Origin of the sequence: Paenibacillus sp. ACRSA (assembly GCF_022346845.1) — a bacterium.
Taxonomy (GTDB): domain Bacteria; phylum Bacillota; class Bacilli; order Paenibacillales; family Paenibacillaceae; genus Paenibacillus.
On the sequence record NZ_JAKRNP010000022.1, the window covers coordinates 47,223 to 63,261 of the forward strand.

Below are 16,039 nucleotides of genomic sequence, written 5' to 3' on the forward strand. Positions count from 1 at the left end.
CGTACCTTGAACAACCTCTTAGAGGAAAGGCAGGCCGCAACGATGGGCGCAACATTTGAGTTCAGCTATATCATTGACTATTTTATAAAGCTTCTACCGACCATCAGCACTACGCTTCTGATTGTAGTTAGTGCTATGGTGCTGGGACTTGTCATTAGTTCTATCGCAGCACTGCCTCAAATGTATAACATCCCAGTGCTGAACCGGTTATCGAAGCTGTATGTATCCTTTTTTCGTGGCACGCCGATCTTGATTCAATTGTTTCTATTCTATTATGGATTTCCAGAGATTTTGAAGTTGTTTGGTGTAAATACAGATCGTGTACCAGCCTTGTATTTTGTTATTCTGACTTACGCGCTGAATAGCGGGGCATTTATGGTGGAGATGATTCGTGCCTCTGTTGCTTCTGTGGATCGTGGTCAGGTAGAGGCAGCTTATGCAATTGGCATGTCGGGGCCACAAGCGTTTTTCCGCATTGTATTGCCGCAGGCGATTGTCACGGCGTTGCCGATTTTCTCCAATATGGTCATTGGCAGCTTGAAGGATACTTCGCTTGCTTTTAGCGTGGGTGTTATGGAGATGACAGGCAAATCTTCTACATTGGCGACGATGTCCCGGCATTTTATAGAAGCGTACATTTCACTGGCTCTCATTTATTTCGTCTTAAGTTTTGTGCTAGAACGACTGTTCCGTGTACTTGAGCGGAGAGTGCAGAAAAGGGGGTTTGCTCCAATATGAGCTTTGATCTCTCTTTTGTGTGGACCGCCTTTGTGGAACTTCTCGGTGTAATCCCAATTACGCTAGCAATTACGGTTGTATCGGTTGTTTTCGGTTTCCTAATTGGCACAGCCGTTGCACTTGTTCGTCAATTTCGAATTCCTGTGCTGAGTCAACTGGCGGCTGCCTACGTTACATTTGTTCGCGGCACACCGATGATTACGCACCTGTTACTGATTTACTTTGGTGTGCCCATGTTGCTGGATAGTGTGTCGGAATCGCTCGGGCTTGGGTTTAATTCGGCATCTATTCCGTTGATCGGTTTTGCTTATCTAGCGTTTTCGATTACGGCTGGAGCGTATGCGTCCGAGATTGTCAGATCTGGTTTGCTCTCGGTTGATCGCGGGCAGATTGAGGCCGCTTATTCTCTCGGTATGACTGCGACGAAGGCCTTGCGCAGAATTGTGTTGCCGCAGGCTTTTGCAGCAAGCTTACCTAACATTACGAACATGCTGATTGGTATGTTGCATGGTTCAACGTTGGCGTTTGCCGTATCGGTGGTGGAGATTAATGCCAAGGCACAGATTGTTGCATCAACGAATTGGAAGTTTTTTGAGGCATATGTGGCAGCTGCTCTTATTTTCTGGGGTCTGACCATTGGTATTGAAAGACTGAGCGCGCTGGCAGAGAAGCGGTTCAGAGCGTACAGTCGGGGAGGCGTGTCATGATTGAACTTAAGCAAATATACAAAAGCTTCGGGAACAACAAGGTGCTTACCGGCATTGACCTAAACGTAGCGCGCGGTGAGGTCGTTGCTATTTTGGGGCCAAGCGGTTCGGGCAAAACCACACTTCTGCGCTGCATTAACTATCTGGAAAAACCGGATTCCGGGCATATCACACTCGGAGATTTCACCTTGGATTACAAGAAGCATGGCAAAAAGGATATCCATGCGCTACGCCAAAAATCAGCGATGGTATTTCAGCAATACAATTTGTTCCGCCACAAAACGGCGCTGCAAAATGTGATGGAAGGTCTCGTTGCTGTCCGCAAAGTACCAAAGGATGAAGCACGGGCGCGTAGCGCTGCCTTGCTGGAGAAGGTGGGTCTCGGAAATAAGCTCGATTCGTACCCTAGTGAGTTGTCAGGTGGACAACAGCAGCGCGTTGGCATTGCACGAGCCTTGGCGATGAATCCGGAAGTTATTTTGTTCGATGAGCCAACCTCTGCTCTGGATCCGGAGCTTGTGGGTGAGGTGCTGGCTGTTATCCGCCAGATTGCGCAGGAAGGCATTACGATGATTATCGTTACTCACGAGATGGGTTTTGCTCAGGAAGTAGCGAATCACGTTGTATTTATGGACGGTGGAGTCATTGTTGAGGAAGGGGAACCAACGCAATTATTCCGATATCCCAAAGAGGAACGTACAAAACAGTTTCTTAAAAGGATTACGCCTGATAGCGCGTACTCCATCTAGGTCACATTTGAGGAGGAATGCATATGTCATTTACATTGGGGATTTTGGATCAAAGCATTGTGTTTCCTGGTTACACGGCTGCGGAAGCGCTGAATAATACAGTAGAACTTGTGAAGCTCGCAGAGTCGCTTGGCTATGATCGGTTTTGGGTAGCGGAGCATCATGATTCGGAAGGTGTTGCCGGCTCCTCGCCTGAAGTGTTGGTATCCTATTTGCTTGCACAGACCCGCACGATCCGAATTGGCTCTGGAGGCGTAATGCTCCAGCATTACAGTCCTTATAAAGTAGCGGAGAACTTTAATGTGCTTGCCACGCTGGCACCTGGTCGAGTAGAACTGGGCATCGGGCGTGCACCGGGAGGTTTACCTCGTTCTACTAAGGCGTTACAAAAAGGGATTGCGGAACCGGAAACGTTGGAAGACAAATTGGTGGAACTACAGGATTTCCTCCATTCCTCTGCGGGTGAACATCATGCGCAGCCAGGGCTCACTGCCCATCCGTTACCGGTACATCCAGCAGGTATTTATATGCTTGGTACGAGTGTTTCCAGTGCTGAATTAGCAGCAAAGCAGGGGCTGCCTTATGTATTTGCACTGTTTATTAACAGTGATCCTGAGACAGCACGAGCTGCGCTGGACACCTACCGCGATCAGTTCAATCGCGAGAAGTATGGGGAGCCACAAGCCGTTCTGGCCTTGTCTGTTATTGCAGCAGATACGGAAGAAGAGGCAGCAGAACTGGCAGGACAGCACAAAAGCGTACGTGTGACATTGGCCAGTGGCAAAACCGTTAATGTGCAGACGCTGAAGCAGGCGGAGGAATTCGCTAGACAGGCGGGGGAAACGTATACCGCGGTTGAACGCGATGCGGACATCACCCGTGGCACGAAGGAAACCGTGAGGGAGCGGCTACTTGAACTGTCGGAGGAATACGGTGTAGACAGCTTTGTATTTACAACCATAGTCCCTGATTTTAATAAAAGGGTTCGTTCCTTCCAGTTGCTTAAAGAGGCATTTACAGAAGAATTAGTGTGACCAAATTACATTTTAAATTAATTATACAGATCGGAGAGCGGTAATTATGGGGAACACAGTAAACACAACGGAGTCAATCATTTCTGCATATACACAGGCGTATAACGAAATTGAACAGGAAATTGCGGGACTAAACGAGCAGCAGTTGAGATGGAAGTCATCCCCAACTTCGTGGAGTGTTACGGAGGTGCTGGCACACCTGGTGGATCATAGTATTGTTGTTTCCTTTCGAATACGTGAAATATTAGCAGGATCGCAAGTAAAGCTGCCTGCGTTTGATCAGGATGCATGGGTTGCTGGACAAAAAGCGAATGAGGAACACGTATCCAAACTTATTGCAATTGCTCACGGTTTGGTGCAATACAATTCTGGACTTTTGGAGCGGCTTGACGAACAGGAATGGAACAAAAACGGTATTAACTTTAAAGGCGAGTCGGTCTCCATTTCAGCGATCATTCCGGCATTTGTTGCTCATGTACAGAACCATGTGAACCAGATTCGGAGAATTAAGCAGGAAGCAGCCGGAAAGCAGGTGCTGTGATGGGAAATATAGAGGCGCAATCCAATGCAAGGCAGCATACGACGGAGGATGCAAATGATCGCGGACCTTTCATTAGAGAGGCCACTCCCGAAGACCTTCATTTATTGGAGGCAGTTCTGCTGGATGCATATAGCCAATATGAACAGGAACTGCCTCATGATGTATGGATTGCGTATAAAGCAAGCATTGTAGAAGCGATTGAGCAATCGTCAACGGTCGCGAAGCTGGTAGCTGTGCTTGACGGAGAAGTTGTAGGCAGTGTGTTTGTATATGCTTCATCCGAAACGGCTTACGGTAGGCCAGAGCTTGGCATTCACTCCCCTGTTATTCGTCTGCTCGGCGTGACAAGCAAGGCACGTGGCAGAGGCGTGGCTACGGCGTTAATTCGAGCTAGCGCCCAATTCGCTAGAGAGCGTGGAGCGCATACGTTGCACCTTCATACGTCGGATATGATGGGGGAGGCTATTCGTCTCTATGAGCGACTGGGCTTTGAACGAGCCCACGATAAAGAATTTACGATAGGGCAGGCGCTAGTCAAAAGCTATTGCTTGCAGCTAGCCAACACTCCACTGCTTCAATAAATGCAACACTGCGGGAGGTATGAATCATGAGTAAACCCAAACAGCTTAAATTAGGCAGTATTATTCTGGGCGTTGGTGGAACGATGTCCAGTTGGCGTCATCCCAGTGTACCCGTGGATGCCAGCGTTAATCTGGACTTTTACACACAGCAGGCACAGACGGCCGAGCGAGGTAAATTCGATCTTGTGTTTATTGCTGACGGATTGTCGATCAATGAAAAGTCGATTCCTCACTTTCTGAATCGCTTCGAGCCACTGACGATTTTGTCCGCGCTTGCGGCAGTCACCACCCGAATCGGGCTGGTGGGTACGTTATCCAGCACGTACAGTGAACCTTTTAACGCAGCTCGTCAGTTCGCTTCTCTTGATCAGATCAGCAAGGGACGTGCAGGCTGGAATCTGGTGACATCACCGCTGGAAGGTTCCGCAGCCAATTACAGTAAAGAGCAGCACCCATCTCATGGGGATCGTTACGAGATTGCAGAGGAGTTCTTGGACATTGTACGTGGTCTCTGGGATTCTTGGGAGGATGACGCTTTTGTACGGAACAAGGAGACGGGTGTCTTTTTTGATGCTAATAAGCTACACGCGCTTAATCATAAAGGCAAACATTTCAAGGTAGCAGGACCACTCAACATTGCACGTAGCCAACAGGGACAGCCTGTCGTGTTTCAGGCGGGCTCATCGGAGCCTGGAAAACAACTCGCTGCAAAGGGAGCCGATGCCGTATTTACGGGACAGAACTCCATCGAAGATGCCAGAGCCTTCTATCAAGATGTGAAGCAGCGTACGCTTACGGAAGGGCGCGGAGTTGATGACCTTGCCATTATGGTAGGCATTGTTCCCATCGTTGAGCAAACGGACGAAGCGGCAGAGCAGAGATACCAAGAGTCTATAAACCGCATACCGATTACGGAAGCGCTGGATGTGCTGGCCCGGTTTTTTGACCATCATGATTTTCACCAGTACCCGCTGGATGAGCCATTTCCGGAGCTTGGCAATATAGGGCAAAACTCATTCCGCAGCAGCACAGATCGCATCAAAGCGAGAGCTCGTGAACTAGGACAGACGTTGCGACAGGTCGCACTGGAAGCGGTGGCGCCGCGGACTCCTTTTATCGGATCACCTGAGACGGTAGCAGATACGCTGCAGCATTGGTTCGAGACGGGAGCAGCCGACGGCTTCATTGTGCATCCGATTACACCGGAAGACCTAGATGCTTTTGTCGATAACGTTGTGCCGATTTTGCAAGAGCGGGGTGTGTTTCGTAACGATTATGAGTTTGACACTCTGCGAGGCCATCTCGGGTTGCCAATACCGGAGAATCGTTATGCCCAGCGGAAGGAAGCGAATACCGCATTTTAAAATGTGTGTTCAAAAAGAGCGGTTTTCAGTACCGAGAAGATGGGATGAAGATAGAAATGGAGTAGCGGAGCGTAGGCAAAACTACGTGAGCAACTACATTGTTTCCTAAGGAAACAAACTTCGTAAGCATCCCACTTATTTCGGCTGAGTCCCATATTCGACGCTGAGATGCCGACAGGCATTTTTGGTAATCAAAAGTGAACTTTTTGAACAACCTCTAAAAGAATTGAGAGGAGAACGGTTATGTCAAGAGAAGGTCAATTAAAGCTGGGCACATCATTGCACGGCGTTGGTTCCAGTGTTTCGGGTTGGAGACATCCGGATCTACCGGCAGATGCAAGTATTAATATAGACTTTTATATTCAGCAGGCTAAGCGTGCTGAGGCAGGTAAGCTTGATTTTGTGTTTATTGCAGATGGTTTACATATTACCGAGCAGTCAATTCCTCATTTTTTGAATCGTTTTGAGCCACTTACGGTTTTGTCTGCCCTGGCAGCATCGACCAGAAACATCGGCCTTGCGGGAACGCTGTCCACTTCCTATAGCGAACCGTTTACCGTGGCTCGTCAGTTTGCGTCTCTGGATCATCTCAGCGGTGGACGTGCAGCTTGGAATGTGGTGACCTCGCCATCGGAGGGTGTGGCTGATAACTTCAACAAGGGAGGTCATCCCGATCATGAAACCCGTTATCGCATGGCAGAAGAGTACGTGGAGGTTACGCGGGGATTGTGGGACTCCTGGGAAGATGATGCATTAATTCGGGATAAGGAAAGCGGTGTTTTCTTTGACCCGGAGAAGCTGCACAAGCTTAACCATAAAGGTGAGTTTTATCAGGTGGCTGGTCCGCTGAACATCGCACGTTCGAAACAGGGGCATCCTGTCATTTTCCAAGCAGGGGCGTCGGAATCAGGACGGAATTTTGCTGCGAGTACAGCAGACGCTGTCTTTGTTCATGGGAATTCATTGGAGGAAGCCAAGGCGGTATATGATGACCTGAAGCAGCGGGCAGTCTCCCACGGACGCAAGCCGGAGGAGATTTTGATTATGCCGGGTATTGCACCGATTGTAGGGCATACCGAAGAGGAGGCTCAGCGTAAATATGATGAGGTTGTCCGTCTTGGTTCCGTCGAAGATGCGGTTCAATACTTGAGTCGTTACTTCGATTATCATGATTTTACGCAGTATGCTCTGGATGAGCCTTTTCCGGATCTGGGCGATTTCGGCTCCAACGGCTTCCGAAGTCTGACGGATCAGATCAAAAGGGATGCCAAGGAGCAAGGATTAACCTTGCGCGAGGTTGCTCTACATGTGGCACAGCCCCGCCCTCTATTTTTTGGCACACCTGAAACGATTGCTGACAGGATGCAGCTATGGTTCGAGCAGCAGGCGGTGGACGGCTTTATTATTCTCCCGACGGTACCGAATGGTCTGGAAGATTTCGTGGAGCTGGTCGTACCTGTGCTGCAACAGCGTGGTCTGTTCCGTACAGAGTATGAGCATGATACGTTACGGGCGAATCTGGGGCTGAAAGTTCCGGTTAACCGTTATGTTGCTCAGGGTAGCTGAATTGGTTTCCAATCGTGAAACGATGAAGTTGAGATGGGAAATGAATGATTAAGGACAAGAGTGTCTTAACTAAGACGCTCTTTCTTTTGGTTTCTTAGAATAACTAGTTTAAATCCACTCCAAATGACCGCTAAAATATTTAGTAATAATAGACCGACATACCCGTCTGTTATCCTCGTACGTTCAACCCACGTATTCGCTAACTCTCCTGAGAGAGCTTGTTTGTGCAAATACGTTTCTAGCGTGTCCTGGTTGATCTCATCAATATAGATAAGTGGGAACTCCATGCTATTGGTAGAAGCTAGCGGTGGATAGAAGTCTACCCATTTCTGCCCTGCCCATCTGTCATACTTATACCTAAAGTCTACACTCGACTCAAGGTCAACCCACCTGAAATTACCTAATATAAGTAGAATAGATAGTGTAACGAGACTTAGAATTAACACCTTCTTTTTCAAAAAAACACATCCTTATGTTGTGTAAATTACATTTATTTTCAAGTATACCTCGTGTTTATGAGATTGGGTATTCAGAAATGATGTCGCTTTAGTCCGGTTGAAATGTCGCAAAAGTACATGGTAAGGCGAAGTGAAGATCGTTTATACTCGCCTTATCATACGATAATGAAAATCATTATCACATACAAGGGGGATTCATCTTGATTAAAGGAACAGAGGGGAAAACGGCGATAAGCAAGATATACGCTGCCCAAAAAACACGATTTGTAATGGGTCTGATGCTGGCACTTGTGCTTGTATTAACGGCTTGTGGTGCCGGAGCAGGTACAAATGGGGGCAATGAGTCCGCTGCAACGCCTGCGGAGACACCTTCGAATACAGAAACTCAAGCTGCTGGAGCTTTTCCTGTAACGCTCAAACATATGAAGGGCGAGCTAACACTAGACGAGAAACCACAGAGAATTGCTGTGCTTGATGTTAAGTTTCTGGATCAGATGTTAGCTGTTGGCGAGAAGCCGGCAGGTAGTGTTATCGCTGGAGGTAACACCGATTTTCCAGAATATTTAGGTGATGAGCCGAAGGACGTACAGGTTCTGGGTACACGGGACGAGCCTAATCTGGAAGCCATTGTAGCTTTGGATCCGGATCTGATCATTATGACCGACTTCCAAGAGAAGCAGTATGAGAGTGTGAGCAAAATTGCACCAACCCTCGTACTCGACTTCTACGAAGACTGGCGTGATACGTTAGCTACGATTGCTCAGATTACAGACAAGCAGGATGAGGCAGAGAAAGTGCGCACAGCGTATGAAGAGAAAGCGGCTGGAGTTAAGGCGCAGTTGACAGAGAAAATGGGAGATGAAACGATAGCTCTTATTCGTCCGAGAAAAGAAGGCATTCGCGTTCATGGTATCGAGCATCGCACAGGCGAAATTCTGTATAAAGACTTAGGCTTGAAAATGCCTGCACTCGTTGAGGAGATCAAAGGTGATACTTCTGTTGAAATCTCGATGGAGAAGGTTCCTGAGATCGGCGCAGATCGTTATTTCGTACTGTCAGATGAGCTGTTCGCAGCAGAGGCAGAGGCAATGGTTAGCAATCCAGTATGGCAATCTCTAGATGCAGTGAAAAACAACCTTACCTATGACGTAAACTCAACATTGTGGATCGCATACTATGGCCCTATCGCGATTAATCTGATTGTAGATCAAGCATCAGAAGCGCTGCTGGGATCGAATTAGTATGAATCAGTATCTCTCGAGTGACTTATGGAAAGAAACCGTGGAGGATCATTCGATTCTGCTTGGTAAGCCGCCTGAGAATAGTGTTCGTACCATTGCTTTGAGTGAGTTACATGATGAAGCGGTATGCCGAGAGTATATCAGCTGGTTTCAGGAATATATTGATGCGCCTGACATGAAGGTTGCCGCTTCCATGTTAGCCAAGCGAATTGGTTATCTGTGGACAGCTCCACTTGTGACCGCAATGACATTTCATCATCAGCATGTGTCGTTTCAGCTGGAGAACAGCTTCCTTTATCATCCGACGCTCTCAGCTAATGATGGCGGTACACGTTTTCCTTTTCTAGCGGTGAATGGGCTTCAAGCAGAAGAACTAACGGGTGAAAGAAATGTGTGGCGGGAAAAGGTGGTACAGGAGATGTTTGCACAGCAGCTTACACCGTTGTTGCAGACACTTGCTGTGATAGCACCTCTATCCATGAGCATTCTCTGGGAGAATATCATGGTACGTATTGGGCCGCTGTATACGCCTGATGCAGACGAGGTAGAGCAGGGAAATGAGCATATCCAGGCTGATTTTTCATATCTGACGCAGGTGGCATCTGGGCAAATGTTTGGTGTGAGAAAGAATCCGCTAACCCGCTTCACGTACATGAAAGACAATGCTCCAGTTGCAAAAAGCGAACGGATCACCTGTTGTTTCTATTACCAGATGTCAGGGGAATATTGCAGGAAATGTCCGAAGATTGACAGTGAGAATGAATCTCAATTAAAATGACAATAACAACAATTTTACCTTTGCTAAGGGACTCGCTTGGAGTTAAAGGTGTACACCTATTCGGGCGATCCTATCTAGCTAAGGATGCTATTGTCAGGAGATGAGAGAAATGCTGCTGCAAGAACAGACAAGTCTATGGAGTAATACGGCGATCAAGGTGCTTGACGTGCATAGCGGAATTTTGCAGACAGGCAGTGGGCTTAGCGAAATCGAATTAACATCCAATGTGTTGCTACTAGCAGGCGGTGGAGAAGGGGAGCTCCTAATTAATGGTGAGGTTTGCCATGTTGGGGCTTCTTTTGCTGCTCATGTGGCGAAGGGAGCATCCTTTACGCTGACTGCTAGAGCGGACAGTATTCAATATATTGTGATCATGTACCAGGCTTCTTCTATGGAAGGAGCCTCCCTTGTTATGCCCTCGTATCGCAAACATCCATTGAACATTTCGTTTGTTCAGCATTCGGTAACCCAAGCGGAATGGATTCAGGTCGCGGAGAAAATTGTAGCAAAATGGAGTCGTGGTGAAGGGCTGGAACGGTTTCACGCCAATGCATTGATGCAGGGCATAATCTACGAACTCATTATGGAGTATGAGAGCAGTCAGGGCGGAGCAAAGTCAGACATGGTGGATGCTGTCGCTACATTTATATCGGGTCACTATCGGCAGAATCTGGAGCTGAAGGAGTTAGCGGCACTTGCTGGATGTAGTGTAAGACAGCTACAGCGACGCTTCAAACAAGAGAAAGAGCTCGGACCGATGGAGTACGTCATTCAGTTACGGATGGAGAGTGCGGCGCGGATGCTGCGTCATACGGATGTTTCCATCGGTGAAATTGCTGACAAAATGGGTTATCGCGACATGTACTATTTCAGCAGAGCATTTAAAAAATATTTTGGAGTGCCTCCGCAGCGTTATAGGCTTGCTGTCGCTTCGAGAGATACACTCATAGCTAATCCATTGTTGCGAGACCACATGGCTTCATCCTATGAGTCTTCACAAGGCCCGGTGATTTGCCATATGCGTGGTGAATATTGTGTCACGAGTACGCCTCAGCGTATCGCTGTACTCGATGTTCAATATGCGGATCATTTGCTTGCGTTAGAGTTGTCTCCAGCAGGCAGTGTAGGAACGGGAAGTGCAGTAATCAATTTCCCACAATATATTAGAGCAGGACTCCAGAATACCGAGTTGCTCGGAACCTACGAGTACCTTGATCTGCCTGCGGTGGAACGGTTGGCACCAGATCTGATTATCTGTACCGAGGTGCATGATCAATACTATGAGCGCTTAAGCCGGATTGCTCCAGTTCTCATGTTCAAGCGCAATGAGAGCTGGCAGACCATTCTGAGCTTGTTCGGTGAACTAACGGGTAAGCGAGCAGAAGCCAAACGTATTATTGCAGATTATCATCGACGAACGGCACTCTTGTCAGAGGAGCTTGCTCCAATACTGGCAGGCAAAAGTGTGGCATTGATTCGTCCGCTGGAGTCTCTGATTCGCGTACATTCTCCATCTCATCGTACAGGTGCTGTGTTATACCGTGATCTAGGTCTGCCTGCTCCATTATTTGTCGCAGATACCTCCGATACGGCTTATCATATTTCGGTAGATAGACTACCAGTTGTACACGCCAGTCACTACTTCTTACTGAGTAATGAACTCATTCAGGATGGCATATCTGCGACAGAGCAACGTGTGTGGGGTATGCTGGATGAGGGTGAACGACAACACATACACTCGGTCGATGCTGCAACCTGGATAGGCTGTTATGGACCGACAGGTATTAACGGGATCGTAGATCAGATTGCGCAGGCTTTTTTGGCTTAAAGGGGGACTTCCCATCCGTATTTGAGAAAAGGGCTATAGTTCAGATCCTTCACTAGTTTATTGCTACAGGTATTTGACACAGTTAATAAATGAACGGTAAAATCCAGATATTCCCTGAATTCAGAAACTAAATATTTCTTTAGTAGGTGTGAGGTATTCTATGACGAGAATTACGGTTACGCCAGAGCAACTTTTCGCGATTAGTAAACAGTTCTCTTCAGCTTATACCACTCTTCAACACATGAATGAAAGTCTTCTACGAAGCATGACTGATATAGAAGCGAACTGGGATGGGAGTACTAGAGAAAGGTTCTACTATGATTTCAAGAAGTCACAGCTTGTTATGACTGAAGTTGTCACACTTATGAGTTCAATATCAACTGTGTTACATAACCATGGAGAACGATTTCTCCAAGCTGATCACGGGTCGGAAGGGCGAGTAGACATGAACTGTTTACCACCACCCCCACCGAATGCTTGTGGCCCACAGGAAGGTGTAGACGATCGGAATGCAGTTGAGAAGTCTGTAGATAGTTTAAAAGAGCTAGGACAAGCATTTATAAAATCGGCAGATGACCGATATCAGAAGAGATATGATAGTGTAGGCGGATTTCTGGATTACTGGACATTTGGTATTCCAAGTGGACTCGTAAACGGGTATGTTGATCGAGCTGACAGAGCTTTAGAGTCGCCTCAAGACACACTGAACTGGTTGACATTTGGAGTCCATGGAACGATTAGGGAAGCCGTTTTGCCTACAAATGCTTGGTCAAGTGAACATTGGGCAAGTATGCTTGGTACAGGTGGTATGGTATTAGGGGTAAGCTCTGTTTTAAAACCAAAGCTGCATATCAATCCCCCTGTCAAATATGAGGGTGCAGTGGATTTTAGACAGATTTTAAGTGACGGACAACGCAATGAGCTTCCGCTGACGGATAACCAAAAGATTGAGATAAAGAGTTACTTGAACAAGCTTGATTTCCCCGAAGAAAATATCTTAATCGCACAACCTGGTTATTATGATACCTGGAATACAGGCATGATGTATAATCGCTTGGTCATCAATACGGATGTCTTACCAGCAGCAGCCCCGGGAGTAGGGACTTTGAGTGCGAATACACGCATTTCAATGAATGCTACACTAGCTCACGAGATTGTTGGGCACTATGAGGCTTCTATCGCAGGCAGAGCGTTCCCACTTTATGAACTTCCTTCTGAAGTCTTCAAAAGAAACTATGCTCTTGATGAGGCTCAGGCAAGTATCCGGGCAGCAAGGTTTGCTCCTGAACTCAATTCTACTGAACGGTATGCTTTATTGAGAGATGCGATGGTTAGACTTCGTAATGCCGATCTCAGAGTGCGAGATGTCAAAGGCGAGCTATTCATTGATCAGAGATAAGGAGGACATACAATGGAAACTAAAATGCTGTTTGGCGTGGGATTAGTCTTCGATGCTCCAGAATTCGGAACCATCGTTATGGGGGCTAATGAAGAGTTGGATGAACTACTTCCTTCAACAATTAAAGAAATGATCGGTAAACAGATTATCATCAAAAAAACGGATGGGGAAGAGCAAATATTCGAAGTTGTTTCTACTCAAATTAATCATTCTATTGCGGGTAAAAAGAATGTTGGGATATGTTTGGGGAAAGGGATATCACCAGATGAAATAGTAGCTGGTTCAATCGTCTACTGTTATCCATGAGGACAAATTGACAGTAGGTTTGTTTTGTTGAAGCTACATGGAGTGGCAGTTTTTTATTGCACTGGCTGTGCCTAGCTTTCTTTTTTTAAGATCATATATGTTCCAAAAGCATCGGAAGGTCATCTGATTCCCTTTTTGGGATGAGGATAGCCTTCCTTTTTATTTCTTAAAATTGCGGTGAAAGACATAGACTCAAACAAAGGAGAGTTTCCTATGAACGATGATACTATAACCAAAGACACGATCACCATAACTAAAGGCTCCAATCATGCATTACATATTTGTTTTTCCCTATAACCCTGCATATCTTCAGCGCATTCGTCAGATTACGGGCAGGAGTGGGAACCCAAACAGCAAATATGGATCATATCCTACACTATTGCGGCCATCCAGGAGTTTACGAGCCAGTTTGATCCAGATGAAGTTCATATTACCTCGGAGTTGTGCGTCTGAGTTGCAGCGATCTCGATATTGAAAGGCAGAAACTTATTGTGAGACAGGGGAAGGGTCAAAGATTGGAGGACGCTTCTTTCGAATCTCGCCTAAGATATGGTGCAGAAATACATATCTGAATATAGACCCAATCGTTGGCTGTTTCCGGGCCAATCTTTTGATCGACCTCTTACTGAGCGGAGCGTACAGAAGGTTTCTGAAGAAGCTAGACAACGCGCAGGAATTGTGGAAAAGGTAAGTATTCATGCGCTGAGACACTCTTTCATCACGCATTTACTGGAAAATGGAACAGACCTGTGCTATATCCAGGAGCTGCTTGGTCACACAAGTGCACGAACAACCCAGCGATATACGCATGTGAGGACAAAGAATATTCAACGAATTCAGAGCCCGCTGGATCGTCTGGATCTGGGAGAATGAGTGTTGCTATAAATCTACCTTTTTCGCCAAATTCTTCTTCGCAAATACCAATGCTTGGGGTATCATATACGTAGTCAGATATCAGCCAGGATATGTGGTGTTTACGAAGTACATAAATTAGATGTTAGGTGAAATTTCTGAAAATGGAGGAACTAATTTGTGGGATAAATTAATACAGCTCGATGGTGAAACATTAAAATCAGTAATTTCGCTTTTCGCGTTATTTTTTTCATTATTAGCTATAGTAATTACTTTTTGGAATGTAAATAGACAACGAGTTGCTAATCTAAAGAATGACACTGAAAAATTTAAAAGAGAATTAAATCTAAAAACATGTGATGAGTTCATTGAAAAGATATTTAGTGCTAAACAACTGCTGCAAAGGACGCGAAGTCTTGAGGGACAATTAAGGTGGATGATATTTGGAGCTAAGTCGCAAGAAGAATTTAATGAAGATTTATGGGGGATTATTGAAGATAAGAGCATAGAGGATTTATGGCTGTACATTCTGAAGAGAGAAATAATTCTTAAAAAGTACAAGGGAGATTGTGAAAAACTGTATAAGGAATGGGATAGATCTACACAAGAAATTTGGAAATTTAAGAACTTTTGGATTCCAGGGAGAACAGATCAAGAACTTTTTGAAGAAATCATAAAACCTAATGAGATAGCTGAACCTTTAATTGAACTAACTGAAAAATTACAGAGACAGATTCAGAATGATTTTTTAGGTCATATTTATCAAAATAAGATTTGAAATATAGACCAGTTATGTTTATGAATGAAGTCAGAAACATCACCTAACATAGCATTCCTGCATTGTCGCTGACGCTCCTTGGTCGCCAAGGGGGATTTCGAAGTAGTAATTTCATGCGACACATTCAACCGGCTAAGTCTGACGACCCGGACCTACGGTCCTTAAGCTGCTTGAACGTCAGGAATGCACAAACGTTATCGGAAATTCATATAAAAAGTGGAGGGACAACAAATGGGAACAAAGTTTGCAAATCTTCATATCAAAACTGAAGATCAAACCATAATTATTGAAGGGCTAAATCAGTTAAATAATCAATTAGGGAATAAGTTGACTGGATATACAAACGATAAAAGAAATATCATTGATCAGTACCTACAGAGAATCGAGAAAGAAGAACCAAATAGAGAAAAACATTTGGAGGTCACTTATTATATTGATCACGAAAGACAGTGGACTACTATCCTGAATGACTATTTTGAATGGGGGACGATTGAACAGGTTGGAGAATTGCTTTCAAAGTGTATATCTGAACCTATTATGACTATAGGCTTTTTTGATGAAGATATTTTTGAATTCACTTTATTTCAAAACGGAAAGATTAAATTTAAAAAGTATTTTTGTGGAGAATGGGCGAGTGAAGAATATGATCTTAATGAGGAAGTAATGGATGTTAAATATTTAAAGGAAGTTCTTGAGATTGATCAAGAAAGTATAGATAAATTACTACAGGTTGAAAATCCTGAAGAAGCTGTGGATGAGCTTGCCCAATTGATTCATATTCATTTATGGGTGAGTTCAAATTGGATTCCTGAGGATGAAGAGCTTAAGAAAAAATATTCCAAGTTAGATTTAAAGATTATGTAAGCAGCTCAAGGAGATATGAACATCCGATAACATAATATTCAAGCAGCGGCTCCTGTCGGAGTCTTGGTCTGCTGAGAGGATTTCGAAGAGGAATTTCAGCAGACAACCCCTTCGGGGTTCATGAATACGGGAACGTTAGCAGAAACCTCTGTTAAGAACATGTTAAAGACCAGGTTCAAACACAAAAATTATTAGATTTGAGACAACATGATGTAAAAACTATTTAAACAGAGGAGTTGATAGTCATGAGCAAAA

General features: G+C 45.4%; 17 protein-coding genes. 16 read left to right on the forward strand and 1 reads right to left on the reverse strand.

Annotation, left to right across the window (positions count from 1 at the left end; all coding sequences use genetic code 11):
• The first annotated feature begins 42 nt into the window (after positions 1 to 42).
• The 8 genes from MH215_RS28185 to MH215_RS28220 all read left to right on the forward strand — a co-directional run bounded on the left by MH215_RS28185 (position 43) and on the right by MH215_RS28220 (position 7,280).
• Complete coding sequence (locus MH215_RS28185) at positions 43 to 738, forward strand: amino acid ABC transporter permease (RefSeq protein WP_056699109.1); 696 nt, start codon at positions 43 to 45, stop codon at positions 736 to 738.
• The gene (locus MH215_RS28190) at positions 735 to 1,445 is read left to right on the forward strand and encodes an amino acid ABC transporter permease (RefSeq protein WP_239294192.1); all 711 of its coding nucleotides are present in this window, start codon (positions 735 to 737) and stop codon (positions 1,443 to 1,445) included. Before MH215_RS28185 ends, MH215_RS28190 begins: the two co-directional genes overlap by 4 nt.
• The gene (locus MH215_RS28195) at positions 1,442 to 2,194 is read left to right on the forward strand and encodes an amino acid ABC transporter ATP-binding protein (RefSeq protein ID WP_239294193.1); all 753 of its coding nucleotides are present in this window, start codon (positions 1,442 to 1,444) and stop codon (positions 2,192 to 2,194) included. Before MH215_RS28190 ends, MH215_RS28195 begins: the two co-directional genes overlap by 4 nt.
• Before the next feature lie 23 nt (positions 2,195 to 2,217).
• The gene (locus MH215_RS28200) at positions 2,218 to 3,228 is read left to right on the forward strand and encodes an LLM class flavin-dependent oxidoreductase (RefSeq protein WP_239294194.1); all 1,011 of its coding nucleotides are present in this window, start codon (positions 2,218 to 2,220) and stop codon (positions 3,226 to 3,228) included.
• 46 nt (positions 3,229 to 3,274) lie between these two features.
• On the forward strand, positions 3,275 to 3,769 hold the full coding sequence (locus MH215_RS28205; protein WP_239294195.1) for a DinB family protein: 495 nt from the start codon (positions 3,275 to 3,277) through the stop codon (positions 3,767 to 3,769).
• A complete protein-coding gene (locus tag MH215_RS28210; RefSeq protein ID WP_239294196.1) occupies positions 3,769 to 4,350 on the forward strand; it encodes a GNAT family N-acetyltransferase in 582 nt (193 codons plus the stop codon). Before MH215_RS28205 ends, MH215_RS28210 begins: the two co-directional genes overlap by 1 nt.
• Before the next feature lie 26 nt (positions 4,351 to 4,376).
• Positions 4,377 to 5,714: an LLM class flavin-dependent oxidoreductase gene (locus tag MH215_RS28215; RefSeq protein ID WP_239294197.1), complete on the forward strand. Its 1,338-nt coding sequence runs from the start codon at positions 4,377 to 4,379 to the stop codon at positions 5,712 to 5,714.
• A 243-nt stretch (positions 5,715 to 5,957) separates the two neighbouring features.
• Positions 5,958 to 7,280 (forward strand): LLM class flavin-dependent oxidoreductase, encoded by a 1,323-nt coding sequence (locus tag MH215_RS28220; RefSeq protein ID WP_239294198.1) that lies wholly within the window; start codon positions 5,958 to 5,960, stop codon positions 7,278 to 7,280.
• A 65-nt stretch (positions 7,281 to 7,345) separates the two neighbouring features.
• Here the strand turns inward: MH215_RS28220 and MH215_RS28225 are convergent, their stop codons facing one another.
• Positions 7,346 to 7,738, reverse strand: coding sequence for a hypothetical protein (locus MH215_RS28225; protein WP_239294199.1), 393 nt, complete (start codon positions 7,736 to 7,738; stop codon positions 7,346 to 7,348).
• A gap of 200 nt (positions 7,739 to 7,938) precedes the next feature.
• Here MH215_RS28225 and MH215_RS28230 point away from each other — a divergent pair, with 200 nt between their 5' ends.
• The 8 genes from MH215_RS28230 to MH215_RS28265 all read left to right on the forward strand — a co-directional run bounded on the left by MH215_RS28230 (position 7,939) and on the right by MH215_RS28265 (position 15,784).
• Positions 7,939 to 8,979 carry an ABC transporter substrate-binding protein gene (locus tag MH215_RS28230; protein WP_239294200.1) on the forward strand — a complete coding sequence of 347 codons (1,041 nt, stop codon included), beginning with the start codon at positions 7,939 to 7,941 and terminating at the stop codon, positions 8,977 to 8,979.
• A 1-nt stretch (position 8,980) separates the two neighbouring features.
• A complete protein-coding gene (locus MH215_RS28235) occupies positions 8,981 to 9,757 on the forward strand; it encodes a (2Fe-2S)-binding protein (protein ID WP_239294201.1) in 777 nt (258 codons plus the stop codon).
• Positions 9,758 to 9,866: 109 nt separating this feature from the next.
• On the forward strand, positions 9,867 to 11,585 hold the full coding sequence (locus tag MH215_RS28240) for a helix-turn-helix domain-containing protein (protein ID WP_239294202.1): 1,719 nt from the start codon (positions 9,867 to 9,869) through the stop codon (positions 11,583 to 11,585).
• Between the two features lie 160 nt (positions 11,586 to 11,745).
• A complete protein-coding gene (locus MH215_RS28245; RefSeq protein ID WP_239294203.1) occupies positions 11,746 to 12,984 on the forward strand; it encodes a WXG100 family type VII secretion target in 1,239 nt (412 codons plus the stop codon).
• Positions 12,985 to 12,996: 12 nt separating this feature from the next.
• Positions 12,997 to 13,290: a hypothetical protein gene (locus MH215_RS28250; RefSeq protein ID WP_239294204.1), complete on the forward strand. Its 294-nt coding sequence runs from the start codon at positions 12,997 to 12,999 to the stop codon at positions 13,288 to 13,290.
• Between the two features lie 549 nt (positions 13,291 to 13,839).
• On the forward strand, positions 13,840 to 14,163 hold the full coding sequence (locus tag MH215_RS28255) for a tyrosine-type recombinase/integrase (protein WP_239294205.1): 324 nt from the start codon (positions 13,840 to 13,842) through the stop codon (positions 14,161 to 14,163).
• Positions 14,164 to 14,284: 121 nt separating this feature from the next.
• Positions 14,285 to 14,920: a hypothetical protein gene (locus tag MH215_RS28260; RefSeq protein ID WP_239294206.1), complete on the forward strand. Its 636-nt coding sequence runs from the start codon at positions 14,285 to 14,287 to the stop codon at positions 14,918 to 14,920.
• Positions 14,921 to 15,151: 231 nt separating this feature from the next.
• Positions 15,152 to 15,784, forward strand: a complete 633-nt coding sequence (locus MH215_RS28265; protein WP_239294207.1) for a hypothetical protein — start codon at positions 15,152 to 15,154, stop codon at positions 15,782 to 15,784.
• The last annotated feature ends 255 nt before the right edge of the window (positions 15,785 to 16,039 follow it).